Annotated in this window: 21 protein-coding genes and 1 pseudogene; 14 read left to right on the top strand and 8 right to left on the bottom strand. The window is 52.9% G+C overall.

Features of this window, described 5'->3' with window-relative positions; all coding sequences use genetic code 11:
• The first annotated feature begins 7 nt into the window (after positions 1 to 7).
• A complete protein-coding gene (locus tag FDX19_RS19440; protein WP_137383991.1) occupies positions 8 to 862 on the top strand; it encodes an L-ribulose-5-phosphate 3-epimerase in 855 nt (284 codons plus the stop codon).
• On the top strand, positions 862 to 1,548 hold the full coding sequence (locus FDX19_RS19435) for an L-ribulose-5-phosphate 4-epimerase (RefSeq protein WP_137383990.1): 687 nt from the start codon (positions 862 to 864) through the stop codon (positions 1,546 to 1,548). Before FDX19_RS19440 ends, FDX19_RS19435 begins: the two co-directional genes overlap by 1 nt.
• 131 nt (positions 1,549 to 1,679) lie before the next feature.
• Here FDX19_RS19435 and yjfY read toward each other — a convergent pair whose 3' ends face one another.
• The gene (gene yjfY, locus FDX19_RS19430; RefSeq protein ID WP_003025668.1) at positions 1,680 to 1,955 is read right to left on the bottom strand and encodes a DUF1471 family protein YjfY; all 276 of its coding nucleotides are present in this window, start codon (positions 1,953 to 1,955) and stop codon (positions 1,680 to 1,682) included.
• A 299-nt stretch (positions 1,956 to 2,254) separates the two neighbouring features.
• Between yjfY and FDX19_RS19425 the strand changes: the two genes are divergently transcribed.
• From FDX19_RS19425 to FDX19_RS19400, 7 genes and pseudogenes are all read left to right on the top strand, one after another.
• On the top strand, positions 2,255 to 3,019 hold the full coding sequence (locus tag FDX19_RS19425; protein ID WP_137383989.1) for a TSUP family transporter: 765 nt from the start codon (positions 2,255 to 2,257) through the stop codon (positions 3,017 to 3,019).
• 10 nt (positions 3,020 to 3,029) lie between these two features.
• Positions 3,030 to 3,107, top strand: a pseudogene (locus FDX19_RS25525) (hypothetical protein); the annotation flags it as partial.
• Positions 3,108 to 3,177: 70 nt separating this feature from the next.
• Complete coding sequence (gene rpsF / locus FDX19_RS19420) at positions 3,178 to 3,573, top strand: 30S ribosomal protein S6 (RefSeq protein WP_003025672.1); 396 nt, start codon at positions 3,178 to 3,180, stop codon at positions 3,571 to 3,573.
• Positions 3,574 to 3,579: 6 nt separating this feature from the next.
• Complete coding sequence (gene priB, locus FDX19_RS19415; protein ID WP_003025674.1) at positions 3,580 to 3,894, top strand: primosomal replication protein N; 315 nt, start codon at positions 3,580 to 3,582, stop codon at positions 3,892 to 3,894.
• Positions 3,895 to 3,898: 4 nt separating this feature from the next.
• Positions 3,899 to 4,126, top strand: coding sequence for a 30S ribosomal protein S18 (gene rpsR, locus FDX19_RS19410; RefSeq protein ID WP_000135199.1), 228 nt, complete (start codon positions 3,899 to 3,901; stop codon positions 4,124 to 4,126).
• Positions 4,127 to 4,167: 41 nt separating this feature from the next.
• Positions 4,168 to 4,617: a 50S ribosomal protein L9 gene (rplI, locus tag FDX19_RS19405; RefSeq protein WP_137383988.1), complete on the top strand. Its 450-nt coding sequence runs from the start codon at positions 4,168 to 4,170 to the stop codon at positions 4,615 to 4,617.
• Between the two features lie 142 nt (positions 4,618 to 4,759).
• Positions 4,760 to 5,683, top strand: coding sequence for a DMT family transporter (locus tag FDX19_RS19400; RefSeq protein ID WP_137383987.1), 924 nt, complete (start codon positions 4,760 to 4,762; stop codon positions 5,681 to 5,683).
• A gap of 88 nt (positions 5,684 to 5,771) precedes the next feature.
• Here FDX19_RS19400 and FDX19_RS19395 read toward each other — a convergent pair whose 3' ends face one another.
• Positions 5,772 to 6,422, bottom strand: coding sequence for an OapA family protein (locus FDX19_RS19395; RefSeq protein ID WP_137383986.1), 651 nt, complete (start codon positions 6,420 to 6,422; stop codon positions 5,772 to 5,774).
• Positions 6,423 to 6,640: 218 nt separating this feature from the next.
• Between FDX19_RS19395 and fklB the strand changes: the two genes are divergently transcribed.
• Positions 6,641 to 7,261, top strand: coding sequence for an FKBP-type peptidyl-prolyl cis-trans isomerase (gene fklB / locus FDX19_RS19390; protein WP_170974407.1), 621 nt, complete (start codon positions 6,641 to 6,643; stop codon positions 7,259 to 7,261).
• Between the two features lie 308 nt (positions 7,262 to 7,569).
• Entirely contained in the window at positions 7,570 to 8,979 is a 1,410-nt protein-coding gene (gene cycA, locus FDX19_RS19385) for a D-serine/D-alanine/glycine transporter (protein WP_137383985.1), read from the top strand.
• A gap of 148 nt (positions 8,980 to 9,127) precedes the next feature.
• Here cycA and ytfE read toward each other — a convergent pair whose 3' ends face one another.
• On the bottom strand, positions 9,128 to 9,790 hold the full coding sequence (gene ytfE / locus FDX19_RS19380; protein WP_137383984.1) for an iron-sulfur cluster repair protein YtfE: 663 nt from the start codon (positions 9,788 to 9,790) through the stop codon (positions 9,128 to 9,130).
• Between the two features lie 245 nt (positions 9,791 to 10,035).
• On the opposite strand from ytfE, the gene FDX19_RS19375 reads away from it, so the two are divergent.
• A complete protein-coding gene (locus tag FDX19_RS19375; protein ID WP_137383983.1) occupies positions 10,036 to 11,607 on the top strand; it encodes a methyl-accepting chemotaxis protein in 1,572 nt (523 codons plus the stop codon).
• Positions 11,608 to 11,648: 41 nt separating this feature from the next.
• Here the strand turns inward: FDX19_RS19375 and FDX19_RS19370 are convergent, their stop codons facing one another.
• The 3 genes from FDX19_RS19370 to FDX19_RS19360 form a co-directional block, all read right to left on the bottom strand.
• Positions 11,649 to 12,614 (bottom strand): DMT family transporter, encoded by a 966-nt coding sequence (locus FDX19_RS19370; protein WP_137384032.1) that lies wholly within the window; start codon positions 12,612 to 12,614, stop codon positions 11,649 to 11,651.
• A gap of 76 nt (positions 12,615 to 12,690) precedes the next feature.
• On the bottom strand, positions 12,691 to 13,515 hold the full coding sequence (locus FDX19_RS19365) for an AraC family transcriptional regulator (protein WP_137383982.1): 825 nt from the start codon (positions 13,513 to 13,515) through the stop codon (positions 12,691 to 12,693).
• 81 nt (positions 13,516 to 13,596) lie between these two features.
• A complete protein-coding gene (locus FDX19_RS19360) occupies positions 13,597 to 14,445 on the bottom strand; it encodes an SDR family oxidoreductase (protein WP_137383981.1) in 849 nt (282 codons plus the stop codon).
• A gap of 89 nt (positions 14,446 to 14,534) precedes the next feature.
• Here FDX19_RS19360 and FDX19_RS19355 point away from each other — a divergent pair, with 89 nt between their 5' ends.
• Positions 14,535 to 14,915 carry a helix-turn-helix domain-containing protein gene (locus FDX19_RS19355; RefSeq protein WP_137383980.1) on the top strand — a complete coding sequence of 127 codons (381 nt, stop codon included), beginning with the start codon at positions 14,535 to 14,537 and terminating at the stop codon, positions 14,913 to 14,915.
• Positions 14,916 to 14,962: 47 nt separating this feature from the next.
• Here FDX19_RS19355 and FDX19_RS19350 read toward each other — a convergent pair whose 3' ends face one another.
• On the bottom strand, positions 14,963 to 16,906 hold the full coding sequence (locus tag FDX19_RS19350) for a bifunctional 2',3'-cyclic-nucleotide 2'-phosphodiesterase/3'-nucleotidase (RefSeq protein WP_137383979.1): 1,944 nt from the start codon (positions 16,904 to 16,906) through the stop codon (positions 14,963 to 14,965).
• Between the two features lie 188 nt (positions 16,907 to 17,094).
• On the opposite strand from FDX19_RS19350, the gene cysQ reads away from it, so the two are divergent.
• Entirely contained in the window at positions 17,095 to 17,835 is a 741-nt protein-coding gene (cysQ, locus tag FDX19_RS19345; RefSeq protein WP_137383978.1) for a 3'(2'),5'-bisphosphate nucleotidase CysQ, read from the top strand.
• Here cysQ and FDX19_RS19340 read toward each other — a convergent pair.
• Positions 17,825 to 18,382 carry a YtfJ family protein gene (locus tag FDX19_RS19340; protein WP_137383977.1) on the bottom strand — a complete coding sequence of 186 codons (558 nt, stop codon included), beginning with the start codon at positions 18,380 to 18,382 and terminating at the stop codon, positions 17,825 to 17,827. The two genes, cysQ and FDX19_RS19340, sit on opposite strands and share 11 nt — an antisense overlap.
• Between the last annotated feature and the right edge of the window lie 94 nt (positions 18,383 to 18,476).

Raw genomic sequence — 18,476 nt, 5'->3', positions numbered from 1 at the left:
AGCGACTATGTTGTCGAAACAGGTCCCGCTCGGTATTTATGAAAAAGCACTCCCCGGCGGGGAGTGCTGGCTGGAACGCTTGCAGCTGGCGAAGGAACTGGGCTTTGACTTTGTCGAAATGTCGGTTGATGAAACCGACGATCGCCTGGCGCGTCTTGACTGGAGCTGCGAGCAGCGACTGGCGCTGGTGGCCGCTATCGCCGAGACAGGGATACGGGTACCGTCCATGTGCCTGAGCGCTCATCGTCGTTTCCCGCTGGGTAGTGAAGATGATGCGGTACGCGACCAAGGGCTGGAGATCATGCGTAAAGCGATTCAGTTTGCGCAGGATATCGGTATTCGCGTTATTCAACTGGCCGGTTACGACGTCTATTACCAGCAGGCCAATAACGAAACGCGTCGTCGGTTTCGCGATGGGCTGAAAGAAAGCGTAGAGATGGCGAGCCGTGCACAGGTGACGCTGGCGATGGAAATCATGGATTATCCACTGATGAATTCGATCAGTAAGGCGCTGGGTTATGCCCACTATCTCAACAATCCGTGGTTCCAGCTGTATCCCGATATTGGCAATTTGTCGGCGTGGGATAACGACGTGCAGATGGAATTGCAGGCGGGAATGGGCCATATCGTTGCCGTACACGTGAAAGATACCAAACCCGGCGTATTCAAAAATGTGCCGTTTGGTGAAGGGATTGTCGATTTCGAACGCTGCTTCCAGACGCTCAAGCAGAGTGGGTATTGCGGACCCTATCTGATTGAAATGTGGAGTGAAACGTCGGGCGACCCGGCACGTGAAGTGGCGAAGGCGCGCGACTGGGTGAAAGCGCGGATGGCCAGTGCCGGTTTGGTGGAGGTGGGGTAATGCAAAAACGTAAACAGCAGGTTTTTGCGGCCAATATGGATCTGCCGCGCTACGGGCTGGTGACCTTTACCTGGGGTAACGTCAGCGCCATCGACCGCGAACGTGGGCTGGTGGTGATTAAGCCCAGCGGCGTCGACTACCAAACGATGAAAGTGGACGACATGGTGGTGGTAGATCTGCACGGCAACGTGGTGGAGGGACGCTATCGTCCTTCTTCCGATACCGCCACCCATCTGGCGCTGTATCGCCGTTATCCGTCGCTCGGCGGCGTGGTGCACACCCACTCAACTCATGCCACAGCGTGGGCACAGGCGGGTCTGGCAATACCCGCGCTTGGCACGACGCATGCGGATTACTTCTTTGGCGATATCCCCTGCACCCGGGCTTTAACTGAAGCTGAAGTTCAGGATGAGTATGAGCTGAATACCGGCAAGGTGATTGTTGAAACGCTGGGGGAGGTGGAACCTTTACATACGCCAGGCGTCGTCGTGTACCAGCATGGTCCGTTTGCCTGGGGCAAAGACGCTCACGACGCGGTACATAACGCGGTGGTGATGGAAGAGGTGGCAAAAATGGCATGGATTGCGCGTGGCATTAATCCGTCGCTCAATCCCATCGACAGTTATCTGATGAATAAGCACTTCATGCGTAAGCACGGCCCAAATGCCTATTACGGGCAGAAGTAAGATAAAACGTTCCGGAGCCAACTCTTCATGGGGATGAGATCGGTCTGGCTTCGGGATTGTTTTGCAAAAAAAGCCCCCAGTGAAGGGGGCAAGTCAAACTGTGGCAATGTTCTCGTTGGTTATTTCTGGTGTTAACGATAAATATCTGCACTGGCGTGCATATTCCCGTTACTACCGGGTTCCCTGGTGAGGATCACGTGGTAGTAGGTTGCGCCTTGCGCATCGGTCTCTTCATTCAGGGCCTGAGTGGCTTCACTTTCAGTGGCGAAGTTATGATTTATGTAAATGACGCCTAAGCTCTGCACATCATCCATGTTCCTGGCCTGATGGTTATCAATTTTGATGGCTGCCGTTGCATTTGCACTGAGCAAAAGCACAGCCAGAAGGGTCAAAACACGGGCTCGCATATGTGCCTCCTCGACTGCGGTCGCTGGTTGCTTCTCTCCTGTGAGTGATTAGCTTCTGATGTAATTTTAACCGCTGTCGGCGCAGTCGATAGCGACCATTTCTGATGCAGTTGTTCAAAAAATTACCGCATAGCCATCTTTTCTTTAATTAACAGTCTGCTGGTGTATACCGCTGCGGTGAAAAAATACCTGCCTTTCGCGCATAAGCTCTTACCAAATAGTCAATTTAATCGGGGGAGTACGCCGTTTATAGTGAGCCGGATAATTAATATAACTTTATGATAATAAGGCAAAAACTTATGGATACTTCATTCATGGATTTCAGCTACTTTGTGATTATGTTCATGGTCGCACTGGTGGCTGGCTTTATTAACGTGGTGTCGGGCGGCGGTGGTTTTCTCTCTATTGGCGCACTCTTAATTTCCGGTTTACCCCCGGCTAATGCGCTGGCAACCAATAAAATCCAGGCGCTGGGTAGCTCGCTGACCTCCGGAATTTACTTTTTACGCCGGGGGCATATCAACGTTCAGGAGCACAAGTATGTGTTTTTATCTGCCTTTATTGGTTCTGCGATGGGAACGACGCTTATCCAGTTCATTGAACCGGAACTGCTGAAAAAACTGCTGCCGGTACTGATTATTGCCGTCGCTATCTACTTTATTTTTGCGCCTAATCTCAGCGAACCGAAGAGAAAGCAAAAAGTCTCCCTGTTTCTCTTTTCGTTGATCGGCGGGGGATGCATTGGTTTTTATGATGGCTTTCTCGGTGCCGGGGCCGGTTCCTTTTATACGCTCAGCTATATCCTGCTGTGGGGATATAGTATCGATAAAGCGCAAATCCACTCGAATTTTATTAACCTGGCGTCGAACATCGCCTCGATTTTGTTCTTCATTTTCGGCGGTAAAATGATCTGGTCGCTGGGGCTGGTGATGTTTGCCGGGCAATCCCTCGGCGCACGTCTGGGTGCGACAGTCGTACTGACGCGCGGCAAGAAAGTCATCCGACCCATGATTGTCATCGTCTCTATTTGTATCAGCATCAAAATGCTGCTGGATATGTATTAATGGCGACATGATAAATAATCGTACAAGCACCTTGAGTTTACCTGCTGACCCCAGTATTATGACGCGTCATTTTTCAGCCGACCTTTAACACGTTCCTTGCCTCCATGGGCCTCGGCTGACCCAGACAGGAGGCTGAATAATCCGTAAGGAGCAATTCGATGCGTCATTACGAAATCGTTTTTATGGTCCATCCTGACCAGAGCGAACAGGTTCCGGGTATGATCGAACGCTACACTGCTGCCATCACTGGTGCAGAAGGCACGATCCACCGTCTGGAAGACTGGGGTCGCCGTCAGCTGGCTTACCCGATCAACAAACTGCACAAAGCTCACTACGTTCTGATGAACGTTGAAGCGCCGCAGGAAGTGATCGATGAGCTGGAAACTACCTTCCGCTTCAACGATGCCGTTATCCGCAGCATGGTTATGCGTACTAAACACGCTGTTACCGAAGCATCTCCGATGGTTAAAGCGAAAGACGAGCGTCGTGAACGTCGCGATGATTTCGCTAACGAAACCGCAGATGATGCTGAAGCTGGGGATTCTGAAGAGTAATTTCTGATGACCAACCGTCTGGCGCTGTCCGGCACCGTGTGCAGGGCTCCCCTTCGAAAGGTCAGTCCATCAGGAATTCCTCATTGCCAGTTCGTGCTTGAGCATCGTTCTGTGCAGGAGGAAGCCGGGTTTCACCGGCAGGCGTGGTGCCAAATGCCCGTTATTATTAGCGGACACGAAAACCAGGCCATTACTCACAGTATAACGGTCGGTAGCGCAGTGACCGTTCAGGGGTTCATCTCTTGCCACAAGGCAAAGAACGGCCTGAGCAAAATGGTTCTGCATGCCGAGCAGATTGAATTGATAGATTCTGGAGACTAGCCATATGGCACGTTATTTCCGTCGTCGCAAGTTCTGCCGTTTCACCGCGGAAGGCGTTCAAGAGATCGACTATAAAGATATCGCTACGCTGAAAAACTACATCACCGAAAGCGGTAAGATTGTCCCAAGCCGTATCACCGGTACCCGTGCAAAATACCAGCGTCAGCTGGCTCGCGCTATCAAACGCGCTCGCTACCTGTCCCTGCTGCCGTACACTGATCGTCATCAGTAATCGGTCACGGTCCATTAATACGACTTTGAGAGGATAAGGTAATGCAAGTTATTCTGCTTGATAAAGTAGCAAACCTGGGTAGCCTGGGTGATCAGGTTAACGTTAAAGCGGGCTATGCTCGTAACTTCCTGGTACCACAGGGTAAAGCTGTTCCTGCTACCAAGAAAAACGTTGAATTTTTCGAAGCGCGTCGCGCTGAACTGGAAGCCAAACTGGCTGACGTTCTGGCCGCTGCTGAAGCTCGTGCTGAGAAAATCAACGCACTGGAAACCGTAACCATCGCGTCTAAAGCTGGCGACGAAGGTAAACTGTTCGGTTCCATCGGTACTCGCGACATCGCTGACGCTGTAACTGCAGCTGGCGTTGACGTTGCTAAGAGCGAAGTTCGTCTGCCGAACGGCGTTCTGCGTACCACTGGTGAGCACGAAGTGAGCTTCCAGGTTCACAGCGAAGTGTTTGCTAAGCTGACTGTAAACGTAGTTGCAGAATAAGTTTTTATTCTGATGACCGCGTAAAAGCGCCGGCCTTGTGCCGGCGTTTTGCTTTTCTACCCTCCTGTTTTTCGCTCTGGCTATTCTTTGTCCTTTTCGGGATAATCATAAAAATAAAACATTATTTCAAAGTGGTGATGGAATGGAACCAACGCACCAACCTCTGTTCGCGCGTAAAAATGTAGTCTACCTGGGCGCAGCCTTCTGTTGTCTGTTGTGGGGGAGCGCTTATCCAGCGATAAAAAGCGGATACGAGATCTTCCAGATTGCCACGGATGACATTCCGTCAAAAATTGTCTTTGCCGGATATCGTTTCCTGTTCGCGGGATTATTGCTGTTGCTGCTGGCGATGGTGCAGCGTAAACCGATTGGCAGGTTAAGCCCGCGCCAGTTTGGCCAGCTTACGCTGCTTGGGCTGACGCAAACCTCGCTACAATACATTTTCTTTTATATCGGTCTGGCATTCACGACGGGTGTAAAGGGGTCAATCATGAACGCTACCGGTACATTCTTTAGCGTGCTGTTGGCACATTTTATCTATCAAAACGACAAACTAAGCTACAACAAAGCACTGGGTTGTATTCTGGGTTTTACCGGCGTGATGGTGGTGAACTTTAACAGCGGAATGGATTTTAGTTTCAGCCTGTTAGGAGATGGTTCAGTGGTGATGGCGGCCTTTATTCTCTCTGCGGCCACGCTATACGGTAAACGCATTTCTCAGACGGTAGACCCAACGGTCATGACAGGTTACCAACTGGGGATGGGCGGTCTGGCGTTGGTTATCGGCGGTTATGCTTTTGGCGGGACGCTGACCGTACACGGCTCTGCTTCAGTGGCTATTCTGAGTTACCTGACGTTGCTTTCATCGGTGGCCTTCGCGTTGTGGAGCATTTTGCTCAAGTACAACCGCGTGGGAATGATCGCGCCGTTTAATTTCCTGATCCCGGTTTCAGGGGCGGTGTTGTCGTCAATTTTCCTCGGTGAGAACATTCTCGAATGGAAATATGCGGTGGCGCTGGTGCTGGTCTGTTCGGGGATTTGGTGGGTGAATAAGGTGAAGCGGTAACGTCTGATGGCGCTACCGCTTGTCAGGCCTACAATCGCGGGGGCCGTAGGCCGGGTAAGGCGAAGCCACTACCCGGCAATCAGTTCAGTTAGCGTGCGCGAATAAAGCTGCCGTTGGGCTGGCGGGTAAACAATACCTGCTGACCATTTCCGCTATCAATGGTTAACCCGGTCACCACCCCATTAGCATTCTGCCTGATTTGGATCATCTGGCCGTCTTTCAAATTGCTCAGCGGCTTCCCGGCGCCTTCCACTTGCGCCATTGCGTACACATCAGTTGGCGGAAGGTTATGGTCCCGGAAGACCTGCGCCAGCGTTTTCCCTGAGTCTACGCGGTAGGTACGCCACTGCTGCTCAATACCACTATTCTGCTGAAAGGGCTGCGTCTGAGGCTGTGATTGCTGACTCTGTGGCTGTGAATCGGGATCGCCTTCCTGGATGGGTTCCGGCGCAACGGGAGCCACCTGGCCGGGATCATTTTGTGGTGCGACCAACTGTGCCTGAAGCTGCGCTTCAGTTGGCGGCTGGGACTGCGACTGCAAATCCAGCTGTGCATTACGCGTGACCACCGGGGTATCGTTGGTGTCATTGGAAGGGAGCAGGAAACCTATCACTAGCACGATGGCAGCAGCAATAATGCCACGGCGATGCATAGGCGGTAGCGGGTCCATAATGCGAAAATTGTCCGGTGCATGCCAGATTTTCGCCAGGGTTGGTTTTAATTCAAAGCGCCCGGGCATGGCTTTCCTCCTGCTCCGCGTCTCGTTCCTCTGTCATAGAGTATAGATCGCTAACTCTATGATACTTGTTCAGGTACCCGCTTTCGTGACATTGATACGGGCAATAGCATTGTTTCTTTTTCCTCGCGATTTGTCATCTGTTCCCGAGACAAAGTTTTACCGGATGCGGCATGGCTGATATGCTGCCCGCTACTTTACATCCGATGAAAGGAAATATGATGGCTACCCCGACTTTTGACACTATCGAAGCGCAAGCAAGCTACGGTATTGGTTTGCAGGTAGGACAGCAGCTGAGCGAATCCGGTCTGGAAGGGCTGTTGCCTGAAGCGCTGGTAGCGGGTATCGCTGATGCGCTGGAAGGTAAACACCCGGCAGTGCCTGTTGATGTTGTGCACCGTGCGCTGCGTGAAATTCACGAACGTGCTGATGCAGTACGTCGCGAGCGTTTCCAGGCTATGGCGGCTGATGGCGTCAAATATCTGGAAGAAAACCGTGAGAAAGAAGGTGTGAATAGCACTGAATCCGGTCTGCAGTTCCGTGTGTTGACTCAGGGTGAAGGTTCTATCCCGGCACGTACCGACCACGTACGCGTGCATTACACTGGTAAACTGATCGACGGTACCGTGTTTGACAGCTCTGTTGCGCGTGGCGAACCGGCTGAATTCCCGGTTAACGGCGTGATCCCTGGCTGGATTGAAGCACTGACCCTGATGCCGGTAGGTTCCAAATGGGAACTGACTATTCCTCAGGAACTGGCTTACGGTGAGCGTGGCGCTGGCGCGTCCATTCCTCCGTTCAGCACGCTGGTATTTGAAGTTGAGCTGCTTGAAATCCTGTAAGCAGTAATTTCTGTTCCCCCCGACGCAGGGGGGAGCAACAAAATAGCGTGAAAAGCTATTGTTATGCCGATGTCGATACTTTATCTTGCAAATGATGTTATTGCGTGTATTTTTGTGAACTGATTCTCGCTATCAGAGTGATATGACACTCACTTTAAACATAAAATTAACATTATATCTAAATCTTAGTATTCATCCCGCCGATTCTTACCTAATATCGATGAGTCCTGCCAACAGGATCGTCGTATCATAGACACACTAAAGGCCGTAGAGCCTGAACAACACAGACAGGTACAGGAAGAAAAAACATGGTAGATCAGGTAAAAGTCGACGCCGTTGAAGAGGCTTCGTCTGAACAGTCGCTACGGCGCAATCTTACAAACCGTCATATTCAACTTATTGCCATTGGTGGCGCTATTGGTACCGGCCTGTTTATGGGCTCTGGGAAAACCATCAGCCTCGCCGGGCCGTCGATCATTTTTGTCTATATGATCATCGGTTTTATGCTGTTTTTCGTGATGCGGGCAATGGGAGAATTGCTGCTCTCGAATCTCGAATACAAATCCTTTAGTGATTTCGCCTCCGACCTGCTCGGGCCCTGGGCCGGGTATTTTACCGGCTGGACCTACTGGTTCTGCTGGGTGGTTACCGGGATGGCAGACGTCGTTGCGATTACGGCGTATGCGCAATTCTGGTTCCCCGGGCTGTCAGACTGGGTGGCATCGCTGGCGGTGATCATTCTGTTGCTGGCTCTTAACCTCGCCACGGTCAAAATGTTTGGTGAGATGGAGTTCTGGTTTGCGATGATCAAAATCGTCGCCATTGTCGGCCTGATTGTCGTCGGTCTGGTGATGGTACTGACGCACTTCCAGTCGCCAACCGGCGTTCAGGCCTCGTTCACGCATCTGTGGAATGACGGTGGCTGGTTCCCGAAAGGTCTGAGTGGCTTCTTTGCGGGCTTCCAGATAGCGGTCTTCGCGTTTGTCGGTATTGAACTGGTGGGTACGACGGCTGCAGAAACTAAAGATCCGGAAAAGTCTCTGCCGCGTGCGATTAACTCGATTCCAATCCGTATCATCATGTTCTACGTGTTCGCGCTGATCGTGATTATGTCCGTGACGCCGTGGAGCTCGGTGGTTCCCACTAAGAGCCCATTCGTTGAACTGTTTGTGCTGGTAGGTCTGCCAGCGGCGGCGAGCCTGATTAACTTTGTGGTGCTGACATCAGCGGCCTCTTCCGCAAACAGTGGCGTGTTCTCTACCAGCCGTATGCTGTTTGGTCTGGCTCAGGAAGGTGTTGCGCCAAAAGCGTTTGCTAAGCTGTCTAAACGTGCGGTGCCGGCGAAAGGCTTGACCTTCTCCTGTATCTGCCTGTTGGGCGGCGTGGTAATGCTGTACGTGAATCCGAGCGTAATCGGTGCGTTCACCATGATCACCACCGTGTCGGCAATCCTGTTTATGTTTGTCTGGACCATCATTCTTTGCTCTTATCTGGTGTATCGCAAACAGCGTCCACACCTGCATGAGAAATCGATCTACAAGATGCCGTTAGGCAAGCTGATGTGCTGGGTATGTATGGCGTTCTTCGTCTTCGTACTGGTGCTGCTGACGCTGGAAGAGGATACCCGTCAGGCGCTGATCGTTACGCCGCTGTGGTTTATCGCTCTGGGTCTGGGTTGGTTGTTTATCGGTAAGAAACGTATGGCAGGTACGCGATAATCGCTAAGCAGTGAGATGTAGGCCGGATAAGGCGTTTACGCCGCATCCGGCAATGTACCGACGGGATTGCCTGATGCGCTGCGCTTATCAGGCCTACGTTCGAGGTCGTTGTAGGCCCGGTAAGGCGAAGCCGCCACCGGGCAAAAGGTTACTCCCCGGCTAACGCACGCGGGAACAACACGTTATTTTCCAGACTGATGTGTTCCATCAGATCGTCGATCATCTCGTTAATGCCGTTATACATTGCTTTCCAGGTGGTGCAGGCTTCTGGCGGCGGCGTTACGTTGTTGGTGATGTGCTTGATCACTTCTACCAGTTCACCGGCCTCGTCGTGTTCGCTTTCCATCACGCTGATTGGCCCCATCGCCTGACTCCCCATTCCCTGTTTGATCATTGGGAACAGGATTTGCTCTTCTTTCATCATGTGGCTGGACAGCTCTTCATGCAGCATCGTCAGGTTCTTCGCCAGACCACGCGGTACGCTCGGCTTGTCGGCATGAACACGTTCAACTTTAGTGGCTTGCAGGATCAGCTCCGGCAGCTGTTCGCGGTGGCGGTCATGATAACGAATGACGATATGGTCGATGATTTCTGCCAGTGCCACGGTGCGCCAGTCTTTTTCCAGCGGCTGCTCAGCCAACTGAGCGAGCTGCGCTTCGATAGCTTCCACATCCAGCTCTTTACGTGCGGCAGCGCGTGCCAGCGTTTGCTTACCGCCGCAGCAGTAATCCATATCGTATTTACGAAACAGTGCCGACGCGCGAGGAATAGAGAGCGCCAGTTCACCTAAAGGTTGATCGCGATAAGACATAGCCGTTACCTCATTCTCAATAATATAAGATGTATTTTAAATGCAACTTATGAGGAAGGATATAACCCTTTCGGGGCAGAGGATTTTGTGATGATTGTCACGAAAATTTCTTATCTCGTTAACATGCTGAATCTTATTGAAAAGGGACAACGCGGTGAAAAAAGCTACGCCGCAAGATTAAATAAGCCGACGCTGCTGCCGATAGTTAGACCTCAGACAATACCTGCATAACTAAAAGGCAACAGATGTTCAAACGAATCAAAGTGATAACCTTACTTATCACCGTGTTACTCGCCCTGGGCGCGATGCAGCTCATTTCCGCAGGCGTTTTTATTGGCGCACTTAAAAACGACAAGGATAACTTTAACGTTTCTCAACTTTCCAGCCAGAACGTGGCCGAGTTTACCGATGCGTGGATTAGCCTGAACCAGGCTCGTGTCACGCTCAACCGGGGCATGCTGCGTCTGCAAGGGACGATGGCGAGCGAAATTAATGGCGGACAGTTGACGGAGTTAGTGAACACGGCGAATCGCCTGCTGGCAGACGCAAAAGAGCATTACGATAAATACTACGCGCTGCCGGAAACGCCGGGTCTGGATGAAAGTCTGGCAGATCGACTGGAAGAACAGTACGGTATCTATTCTACTGCGCTGGCAAAAATGAACGCGCTGCTGGCTGAAGGCAAACTGGAAGAGATGTTCAAACAGAATGCCGAGCAAAAGCAGACGGCCATGCAAGAGGTTTATCAGGAATGGCGTGCTGCGCAAACCGCGCTGGCGAATGAGGGCGTTCGGGATAACGAAAATGACTACCAGAAAATTATCTGGTTGTTATCCGCCATATTGTTGATTGTGTTAACCGTCATTATTGTCAGTTGGATTGCCATGCAGCGTGTCCTGCTGAAACCACTCCACGAGGTGATGGGGCATATTCGCCATATCGCTTCAGGCGATCTGACCCACACGATTACCGCCGATGGACGTAACGAAATGGCGCTATTGGCCCAGAACGTCCGTGATATGCAGCAGGCGCTGGCGAACACAGTTAGCGTGGTACGTGACGGTGCGGATACTATCTATACTGGTGCGGGTGAAATTGCCGCAGGCAGTAACGATCTCTCTTCGCGCACTGAACAGCAGGCTGCCTCTCTGGAAGAAACTGCTGCCAGTATGGAACAGCTCACGGCCACCGTAAAACAGAATGCGGACAATGCGCGACAGGCGACTAGCCTTGCAAAAAATGCCTCGCAGACGGCGCAGAAAGGCGGAGCCGTGGTCGATGGTGTGGTGCGTACGATGGATGAAATCGCCACCAGTTCCAGCAAAATTGCGCAAATTACCACTGTTATCGACGGTATTGCTTTCCAGACGAATATTCTGGCATTGAATGCGGCGGTAGAAGCGGCGCGTGCCGGTGAACAGGGACGCGGTTTTGCCGTGGTGGCCGGTGAAGTACGCACACTGGCGCAGCGTAGCGCTCAGGCGGCGAAAGAGATTAAGGCGCTGATTGATGACTCAGGGAATCGGGTCAATGCCGGTACGGCACTGGTGCATGAAGCGGGTGAGACGATGGCGGAAATTGTCAGCGCCGTCACTCAGGTTACCGATATTATGAGCGAAATTGCGTCGGCGTCCGATGAGCAGAGTCGGGGTATCGATCAGGTCGGGCAGGCCGTTGCCGAAATGGATCGTGTGACACAGCAAAACGCCTCGCTGGTGGAAGAGTCTGCCTCTGCAGCTGCCGCGCTCGAAGAGCAGGCGGCCAGACTGAATCAGACGGTGGCGGTGTTTAAAGTGTCGCGCCGGATGGCGGCGTAAACGCCTTATCCGGCCTACAAGGTAGGCCGGGTCCGGCAACATCATGATTGTGAAACCACGACGACGCTCGGTTTTTCCGGTTTGGCTCTGACCGCGACCACCACACCGACAACCAACAGTGCGATGCCGCTCAGAGTCAGCAATGGCGGCATCTCCTGGCGCAGCATAAAGGTGTATAACAGGCCCGCCAGTGTTTCAAAGACAATCAGCGGTCCGAGGATCACCGTCGGCAACTTCTGACTGGCGACGTTCCAGCACAGCGCGCCAACCCACGAGCACAATACGGCAATGGCGATCATCAGGCCGATAAACACGTCCGGTCGCGGGCCAAAGGGCAGCGAGAATTCCGGTGTTTGTCCACGCAGCCACAGGCAGGCTGCGATGTACCCCAGCAGCGAAACCGGAAGCGTCACCAGCGCCTGAGCCGTTGCCCACATCATTGGATGCTTATCCGGGTTTTCCCGCAGCCAGCGGGCATTACGCAGCGCATACCACGCCCAGCACACCACGGAAATCAGCGCCAGCGCGATGCCTGAACCATATCGCCAGCCGCTAAAATCAGGCAACCCCTGACTCAGCTCAGAGATATTCACACACAGCAGGCCCATGCCGATCAGTACCAGCGCAGGGGCCAGGCGCCACCACGATAATTTGCCGTCACGTTGGCTATAAAGCAGGTTAGCGAAGACCGGGATCACCACCGGTAATGTACCGATAATCATTGTTGAAACGGGTGCGCCGGTGCGCTGAATGGCGCTGGCCAGACAAACGTAATAAATCAGGTTGCCCATCAGGGTTAACGCCAGCGCCGTTATCCAGTCTTTACGCGTCAACTGACGCAGACGCCCGCGGCCCAGCCAGGCCAACGGGAGTGCGATCAGCCCCAATGCCAGATAACGCCCCATCGACTGTAATACCGCCGGGTATTCCGGCACGATCAAGGGGCCGACAAAAATTAATCCCCACATCAGCCCGGCCAGCAGGGCATACAACACACCGCTAATCATTTTTGACATCCACATCATTAAACATAGCGCTGAGTGTAGGCAGGGAAAACATCACTGTATTGTATGAGATTGCGCATTAGCGCGAATAAACCTGCTTCTGATAGCGTACCGGCGTAATGCCATAGCGATGGGTAAAGGCGCGGGTGAGGTGCGATTGGTCGGTCAGTCCGGTGGCGGCGGCTACATCTGCGGCAGGCATACCGTAAGTGAGAAAACCTTTGGCTCGCCACAGGCGGATCGCCATCAGCATCTGATGCGGTGTGACGTGAAAATGAGACTTGAACTGGCGCTGAAAATGCCAGGGACTGAGTGACGCCACGCGAGCCAGTTCATCGAGTGTCACAGGGTGCATGTAGTTATCGTGCAGGTATTCACGCACGCGTTCGAAGCGATGTGACCCCTCCGGTAATACCGGTGCATGGCGAGCCAGCGGCTGGAATGTATCGATCAGATCGAGCAGCAATCCTTTTTGCGCCAGCGGATCTTCGGTGTTCCACAGACCGTGGATCAATGAACAGATCTGACGCGAACGCAGCGGATCGTGACGGGTAACGTCATGGAACCACCAGTGACGAACGCCGGTGACCTCTTCCAGAAGAGAGGGCTCAAGGTAGATCATCCGGTAGCGCCAGCCGTCGGCGGTTTCGGCTTCACCGGTGTGCAGCTCATCGGGGTTCATGGTGACAACGGAGTGGGCAGGCGCTACGTATTGCGTGCCACGATAGCGAAAACGCTCGGCACCAGCTTCAATCGCGCCAATGCCGAAAGCTTCATGGGTGTGCGGCTCAAACGCATAACGAGAGATGTGCGCATGATACAGCTCAACGCCTGGTACCTGCGCCAGATGGCGAAAGCGGGCGCTGTCTTTCTCATCAATAAACTGCTCAGGTACACCTTGCACGTTATCTCTCCCCACGCATCATCCTGTCATTATCAGAGAGGATGCGTGAGGATGCCACCACAATTAACCGATTTTTAACACTTACACGATACCTTTGACGCTGTCCGCCAACGAGGTGGTTGGGCGGCCAATCAGTTTGCTCAGCGTATGGCTGTCGTCGAACAGTCCGCCTTTGGCGGCGCCGACGTCAGAGTCGGCCAGCATGTCCGCCAGTCCGGCAGGCAGACCCACACCTTTTAGCGCGGCGGCAAAATCGGCTTCACTCAGGTTCTGATACACCACCTTTTTAGCACTCTGTTTGGCCAGCTCAGCGGCCAGTTGGCTCAGCGTCCAGCCCTCATCGCCTGCCAGCTCGTAGATTTTACCAGCGTGACCGTCTTCACTGATAACGCGCGCGGCGGCTGCGGCATAGTCGGTGCGGGTCGCTGAGGCGATTTTTCCTTCTCCTGCAGCCCCAATAAACACGCCGTGCTCCAGTGCGGCTGGCGCACTCGCCAGATAGTTTTCGGTGTACCAGCCGTTACGTAACAACGCATAGGCAATGCCGGAGTCTGCCAGCATCTTCTCGGTTGCCACATGCTCATCAGCCAGCCCCAGCGGGGAGGTGTTAGCGTGAAGCAGGCTGGTATAGGCGATGAATTTCACATGGGCAGCTTTCGCCGCGTTAATCACGTTGCGATGCTGCGGAGTACGTTGTCCGACTTCGCTCGACGAAATCAGCAGCAGCTTGTCGATACCCTGCAAAGCCGTCGTCAAGGCGGCTTCGTCGGTGTAATCCGCCTGGCGAACGATGATGCCCTGCTGGCTCAGCGCCGTCGCTTTAGCGGGGTTGCGTACAATCGCCACAATCTGGCTGGCAGGTACGGTTTTCAACAGGCTTTCAATAACGTGTTGGCCCAGTTGGCCAGTGGCGCCAGTAATCGCAATCATGGGGAACTCCTTGGTATTGGTCTTGTGTTTAAACACGCTAACACCTAAACTTACTTTTAGTAAGTACGTACAAAAAGGTAAGTATAGAGATGACAGCGTCAACGCTTTCTCAGCAATTGCGCGACGGCAATTTGTTTGCCGAGCAGTGTCCCTCTCGCGAGGTGTTAAAACACGTCACCAGTCTCTGGGGCGTATTGATTCTGGTGGCACTGCGTGACGGTACGCACCGGTTCAGCGATTTACGTCGCAAAATGGGCGGTGTCAGCGAAAAGATGCTGGCGCAATCGCTGCAGGCGCTGGAGCAGGATGGGTTTATTAACCGGGTGTCGTATCCGGTCGTCCCGCCGCATGTAGAGTATAGCCTGACCCCGCTGGGTGAGCAGGTGAGCGATAAAGTTGCGGCACTGGCCGACTGGATTGAAATGAATTTGCCGCAGGTTTTGGCGCTGCGGGACGAACGGGTTGCGTAGTTTTGTAGGCCGGATAAGACGCTATTGCGTCGCATCCGGCACGAAAATTACTTACTCAAATCCAACTGATAAATCGCAAAGCCGATATCGTCGGTGGCGACTTTCTTCAGCGGATACTGCCCTTTGTCTTTGATAAACGCTGCGGCTTTATCGGACGGTGACGTTTCAAACCGAATATCCAGTTTCTTATCGCTGTGAATCGGTGCCAGACGCCAGTTGTTATCTGCCGCCGGGTGGATTTCACCGGCGCTCTTCGTTTGAGCGCTTATCCATGCCGCCAGCACCGCGCGGTTTTCATCCGGTGACGCAAAGGCGATGTGGCTGTCGCCGGTTCCGGCGAACTTACCACCATAGGCACGATAGTTGTTGGTTGCGACCAGGAAGGTGGCATCAGGATCGATAGGTTTGCCGTTAAAGGTCAGGTTTTTAATTCGTTCCGCTTGCGGGTTGATGGTCTGGCACTCGCCGTCGTAACGGGCCGGCTGTGAAACATCAATCTGATAATTCACGCCGTCAATGACGTCAAAGTTATAGGTACGGAACCCATCCCAGTTAATCAGCGACTGCGGCTTGCTGCTGTGAATATCTATCTGATTAAACTGGCCGGCGGAACATTCCAGCCACTCTTTCACCTCTTTACCGCTGGCTTTCACCACCACCAGGGTGTTGGGATAGAGATACAAATCAGCGGCATTACGGAAGGTTAGCTGACCTTTTTCGACTTCCACAAAGCTTGCCGGATCGTTCTTACGTCCTCCGACCTTAAATGGCGCGGCGGCGGAGAGCACCGGCAGTTTTGCCAGATCCGGGTCACCCTGAATAAAGTGTTCCACATAGGCTTTCTGCGCGTTATTCACCACCTGCACGGTCGGGTCATCCTGTACCAGTGCCAGATAGCTGTACATGTTGTCGGCGGATTTACCGATCGGTTTGCTGACGAACTCGCGGGTGGCGTCGTGATCGGCTTTCAGGATCTTAACGATTTTCTGGTCCTCGCCCGCCAGAGATTTTTTCGCTGCGGCGTCGTAAATCGGGCGCGCCTCGGCTTTCGCCTGGGTGACCTGCCATTTACCGCTATCGTTACTCAGCACCAAATCGACCACGCCCAGATGATCGCCCCACATACCCGGCATGACTGCAGGTACGCCATTGAGCGTGCCTTTCGCGATATCAGCCCCTTTGATGTTGGCAAAATCTTTCCCTGGGAAGACGGCATGAGCATGGCCAAACATAATGGCGTCCACGCCCGGGACTTCGCTGAGGTAATAAACGGAGTTTTCCGCCATGGTCTGATACGGGTCGGCAGAAAGACCGGAGTGAGCAATCACGACTACTACATCCGCGCCTTTTTCCCGCATTTCCGGAACGTATTTGCGTGCAGTTTCCGTAATGTCGTTCACCGTTACTTTACCGCTGAGGTTGGCTTTATCCCAGGTCATGATCTGTGGGGGCACAAAGCCGATGTAACCTATCTTCAGCGTCTGCTTATTCCCCTCTTTGTCGACGACGTCAGTGTCTTTAATCAGATAAGGGGTGAACAGCGGTTTTTGGGTTTTAACATCGATAATATTGGCGTTAACGTAGGGGAATTTCGCGCCAGCGAGGGCATTGTGCAGATAGTCGAGGCCGTAGTTGAATTCATGATTACCAAGGTTGCCGACCGCGTAGTCCAGCGTGTTGAGCGCCTTATATACCGGATGTGTTTCACCCGCTTTCAGCCCTTTGGCCGCCATGTAATCCCCGAGCGGGCTGCCCTGAATCAAATCGCCGTTATCAACCAGCACGCTGTTTTTGACTTCGCTGCGTGCCGCATTAATCAGACTCGCCGTCCTCACCAGGCCGAATTTTTCAGTCGCCGTATCTTTGTAATAATCGAAATCCATCATATTGCTATGTAAATCAGTGGTTTCCATTATGCGCAGATCGACGGTCGAGGCATTCACGCTGGCTGCAATCAGCGTGGCGAGAAGCGTTGCACTAAACTTAATCATCAGGGGCATCCTTTTAAGATCTAAGCCACAAAAGAAAATGTATATAAATCTTCTTGCTTACAGAACTGTGAATCATGACATGAATATAGCGTTTAAAACCGCAGACGCTATCACAGTTGGCGGATCCCTTGACGATCGGGTATAAGTAAAACAACGAGTTAACACCACTGACAGAAACGAGGTGGAGAATGCTAGAACATGTATGCCAGCTTGCACGGAACGCGGGCGATGCCATTATGCAGGTCTACGATGGACTCAAACCGATGGAGATTACCAGCAAGCAGGATGATTCTCCGGTCACGGCGGCGGATATTGCCGCGCACACGGTGATCCTCGAAGGATTACTGGCGCTGACGCCGGATATTCCGATTCTGTCTGAAGAAGCGCCTCCTGGCTGGGATGTTCGTCAACACTGGCAGCGCTACTGGTTAGTCGATCCGCTGGATGGGACCAAAGAGTTCATTAAACGTAACGGTGAATTTACCGTTAACATTGCGCTTATCGAGAAGGGAAAGCCGGTGCTGGGCGTGGTGTATGCCCCCGTGATGAAAGTGATGTACAGCGCGGAACAGGGCAAAGCGTGGAAAGAAGAGTGCGGTGTACGCAAACAAATCCAGGTTCGTGATGCCCGTCCACCGCTGGTGGTGATTAGCCGTTCGCACGCGGACAATGAGCTAAAAGAGTATCTGCAACAGTTAGGCGAACATCAGACCACGTCGATTGGCTCGTCGCTGAAGTTTTGTCTGGTTGCCGAAGGGCAGGCGCAACTGTATCCGCGTTTTGGACCCACAAACGTGTGGGACACCGCAGCAGGCCACGCGGTTGCAGCCGCTGCCGGGGCTCACGTTCACGACTGGCAGGGAAAACCTCTGGATTACACCCCGCGTGAATCGTTCCTTAACCCCGGCTTCCGCGTCTCTATTTACTGAGCAATTTGTGCAGCAGGGCGATAACCTGCTGCACCTCATCCTGCGTTAGCGCACCATCTTTTGCCCACTGTACGCGTCCGTCCTTGTCGAGTACGGCAATAGCGGAGCTCTCTTCATCCAGTTGCCAGGCTTTACGCGCAATACCCTCGCTGTCGACAATAAATTGTGACCACGGGTAGAGCTTCTTATTACTCTCCAGGCTACTGCGCACGAACATGCCCGAACCCGGAATGGCGTCATCCGTGTTGACGATGGTGGTGGTCTGGTATTTATCATGCGGCAGATTTGCCGCTTTGATGGCTTCAATCAGTGTCGCATTTTTCTCTTTGGCGGAGGTACGTCCGGCGATGTGTTGCACAATGCGGACTTTCCCTGGCAGTTGCGCGCTATTCCAGCTTTTGTAGCTAAACTTATCATTATCGAGAATCAGTTCGCCGCGATCGGCAATGCCCACCGGCGGTACGCGCTGGTTGGTTTCAAACTTATGCGCGGAGGCAATCATCGGCAGCAGCAGGCACGACAGGGCCAGCAGTTTTTGTAAGGTCATGGGTTTTCCTTCTTTCTTTATTTTGCAGGTGATCCGACCACTTGGGCCTGGAATTTAATCATATGTGCGAATGATGCTTTTTCCCGCAAGCGCG

The organism is Citrobacter sp. wls619 (genome assembly GCF_005281345.1).
GTDB lineage: Bacteria > Pseudomonadota > Gammaproteobacteria > Enterobacterales > Enterobacteriaceae > Citrobacter.
The sequence above is the reverse complement of the archived record's forward strand: the minus strand, read 5'-3'. Positions and strand labels throughout refer to the sequence as shown.

What these genes read in the sequence shown, in the direction of transcription:
- cycA (WP_137383985.1), top strand. Translation starts at nt 7,570, where the DNA reads ATGGTAGATCAGGTAAAAGTCGACGCCGTTGAAGAGGCTTCGTCTGAA.
- FDX19_RS19360 (WP_137383981.1), bottom strand. Translation starts at nt 14,445, where the DNA reads ATGATTGCGATTACTGGCGCCACTGGCCAACTGGGCCAACACGTTATT.
- cysQ (WP_137383978.1), top strand. Translation starts at nt 17,095, where the DNA reads ATGCTAGAACATGTATGCCAGCTTGCACGGAACGCGGGCGATGCCATT.
- rpsR (WP_000135199.1), top strand. Translation starts at nt 3,899, where the DNA reads ATGGCACGTTATTTCCGTCGTCGCAAGTTCTGCCGTTTCACCGCGGAA.
- FDX19_RS19355 (WP_137383980.1), top strand. Translation starts at nt 14,535, where the DNA reads ATGACAGCGTCAACGCTTTCTCAGCAATTGCGCGACGGCAATTTGTTT.
- FDX19_RS19435 (WP_137383990.1), top strand. Translation starts at nt 862, where the DNA reads ATGCAAAAACGTAAACAGCAGGTTTTTGCGGCCAATATGGATCTGCCG.
- FDX19_RS19340 (WP_137383977.1), bottom strand. Translation starts at nt 18,382, where the DNA reads ATGACCTTACAAAAACTGCTGGCCCTGTCGTGCCTGCTGCTGCCGATG.
- fklB (WP_170974407.1), top strand. Translation starts at nt 6,641, where the DNA reads ATGGCTACCCCGACTTTTGACACTATCGAAGCGCAAGCAAGCTACGGT.
- rpsF (WP_003025672.1), top strand. Translation starts at nt 3,178, where the DNA reads ATGCGTCATTACGAAATCGTTTTTATGGTCCATCCTGACCAGAGCGAA.
- FDX19_RS19400 (WP_137383987.1), top strand. Translation starts at nt 4,760, where the DNA reads ATGGAACCAACGCACCAACCTCTGTTCGCGCGTAAAAATGTAGTCTAC.
- yjfY (WP_003025668.1), bottom strand. Translation starts at nt 1,955, where the DNA reads ATGCGAGCCCGTGTTTTGACCCTTCTGGCTGTGCTTTTGCTCAGTGCA.
- ytfE (WP_137383984.1), bottom strand. Translation starts at nt 9,790, where the DNA reads ATGTCTTATCGCGATCAACCTTTAGGTGAACTGGCGCTCTCTATTCCT.
- FDX19_RS19395 (WP_137383986.1), bottom strand. Translation starts at nt 6,422, where the DNA reads ATGCCCGGGCGCTTTGAATTAAAACCAACCCTGGCGAAAATCTGGCAT.
- priB (WP_003025674.1), top strand. Translation starts at nt 3,580, where the DNA reads ATGACCAACCGTCTGGCGCTGTCCGGCACCGTGTGCAGGGCTCCCCTT.
- FDX19_RS19370 (WP_137384032.1), bottom strand. Translation starts at nt 12,614, where the DNA reads ATGATTAGCGGTGTGTTGTATGCCCTGCTGGCCGGGCTGATGTGGGGA.
- FDX19_RS19425 (WP_137383989.1), top strand. Translation starts at nt 2,255, where the DNA reads ATGGATACTTCATTCATGGATTTCAGCTACTTTGTGATTATGTTCATG.
- FDX19_RS19350 (WP_137383979.1), bottom strand. Translation starts at nt 16,906, where the DNA reads ATGATTAAGTTTAGTGCAACGCTTCTCGCCACGCTGATTGCAGCCAGC.
- rplI (WP_137383988.1), top strand. Translation starts at nt 4,168, where the DNA reads ATGCAAGTTATTCTGCTTGATAAAGTAGCAAACCTGGGTAGCCTGGGT.
- FDX19_RS19440 (WP_137383991.1), top strand. Translation starts at nt 8, where the DNA reads ATGTTGTCGAAACAGGTCCCGCTCGGTATTTATGAAAAAGCACTCCCC.
- FDX19_RS19375 (WP_137383983.1), top strand. Translation starts at nt 10,036, where the DNA reads ATGTTCAAACGAATCAAAGTGATAACCTTACTTATCACCGTGTTACTC.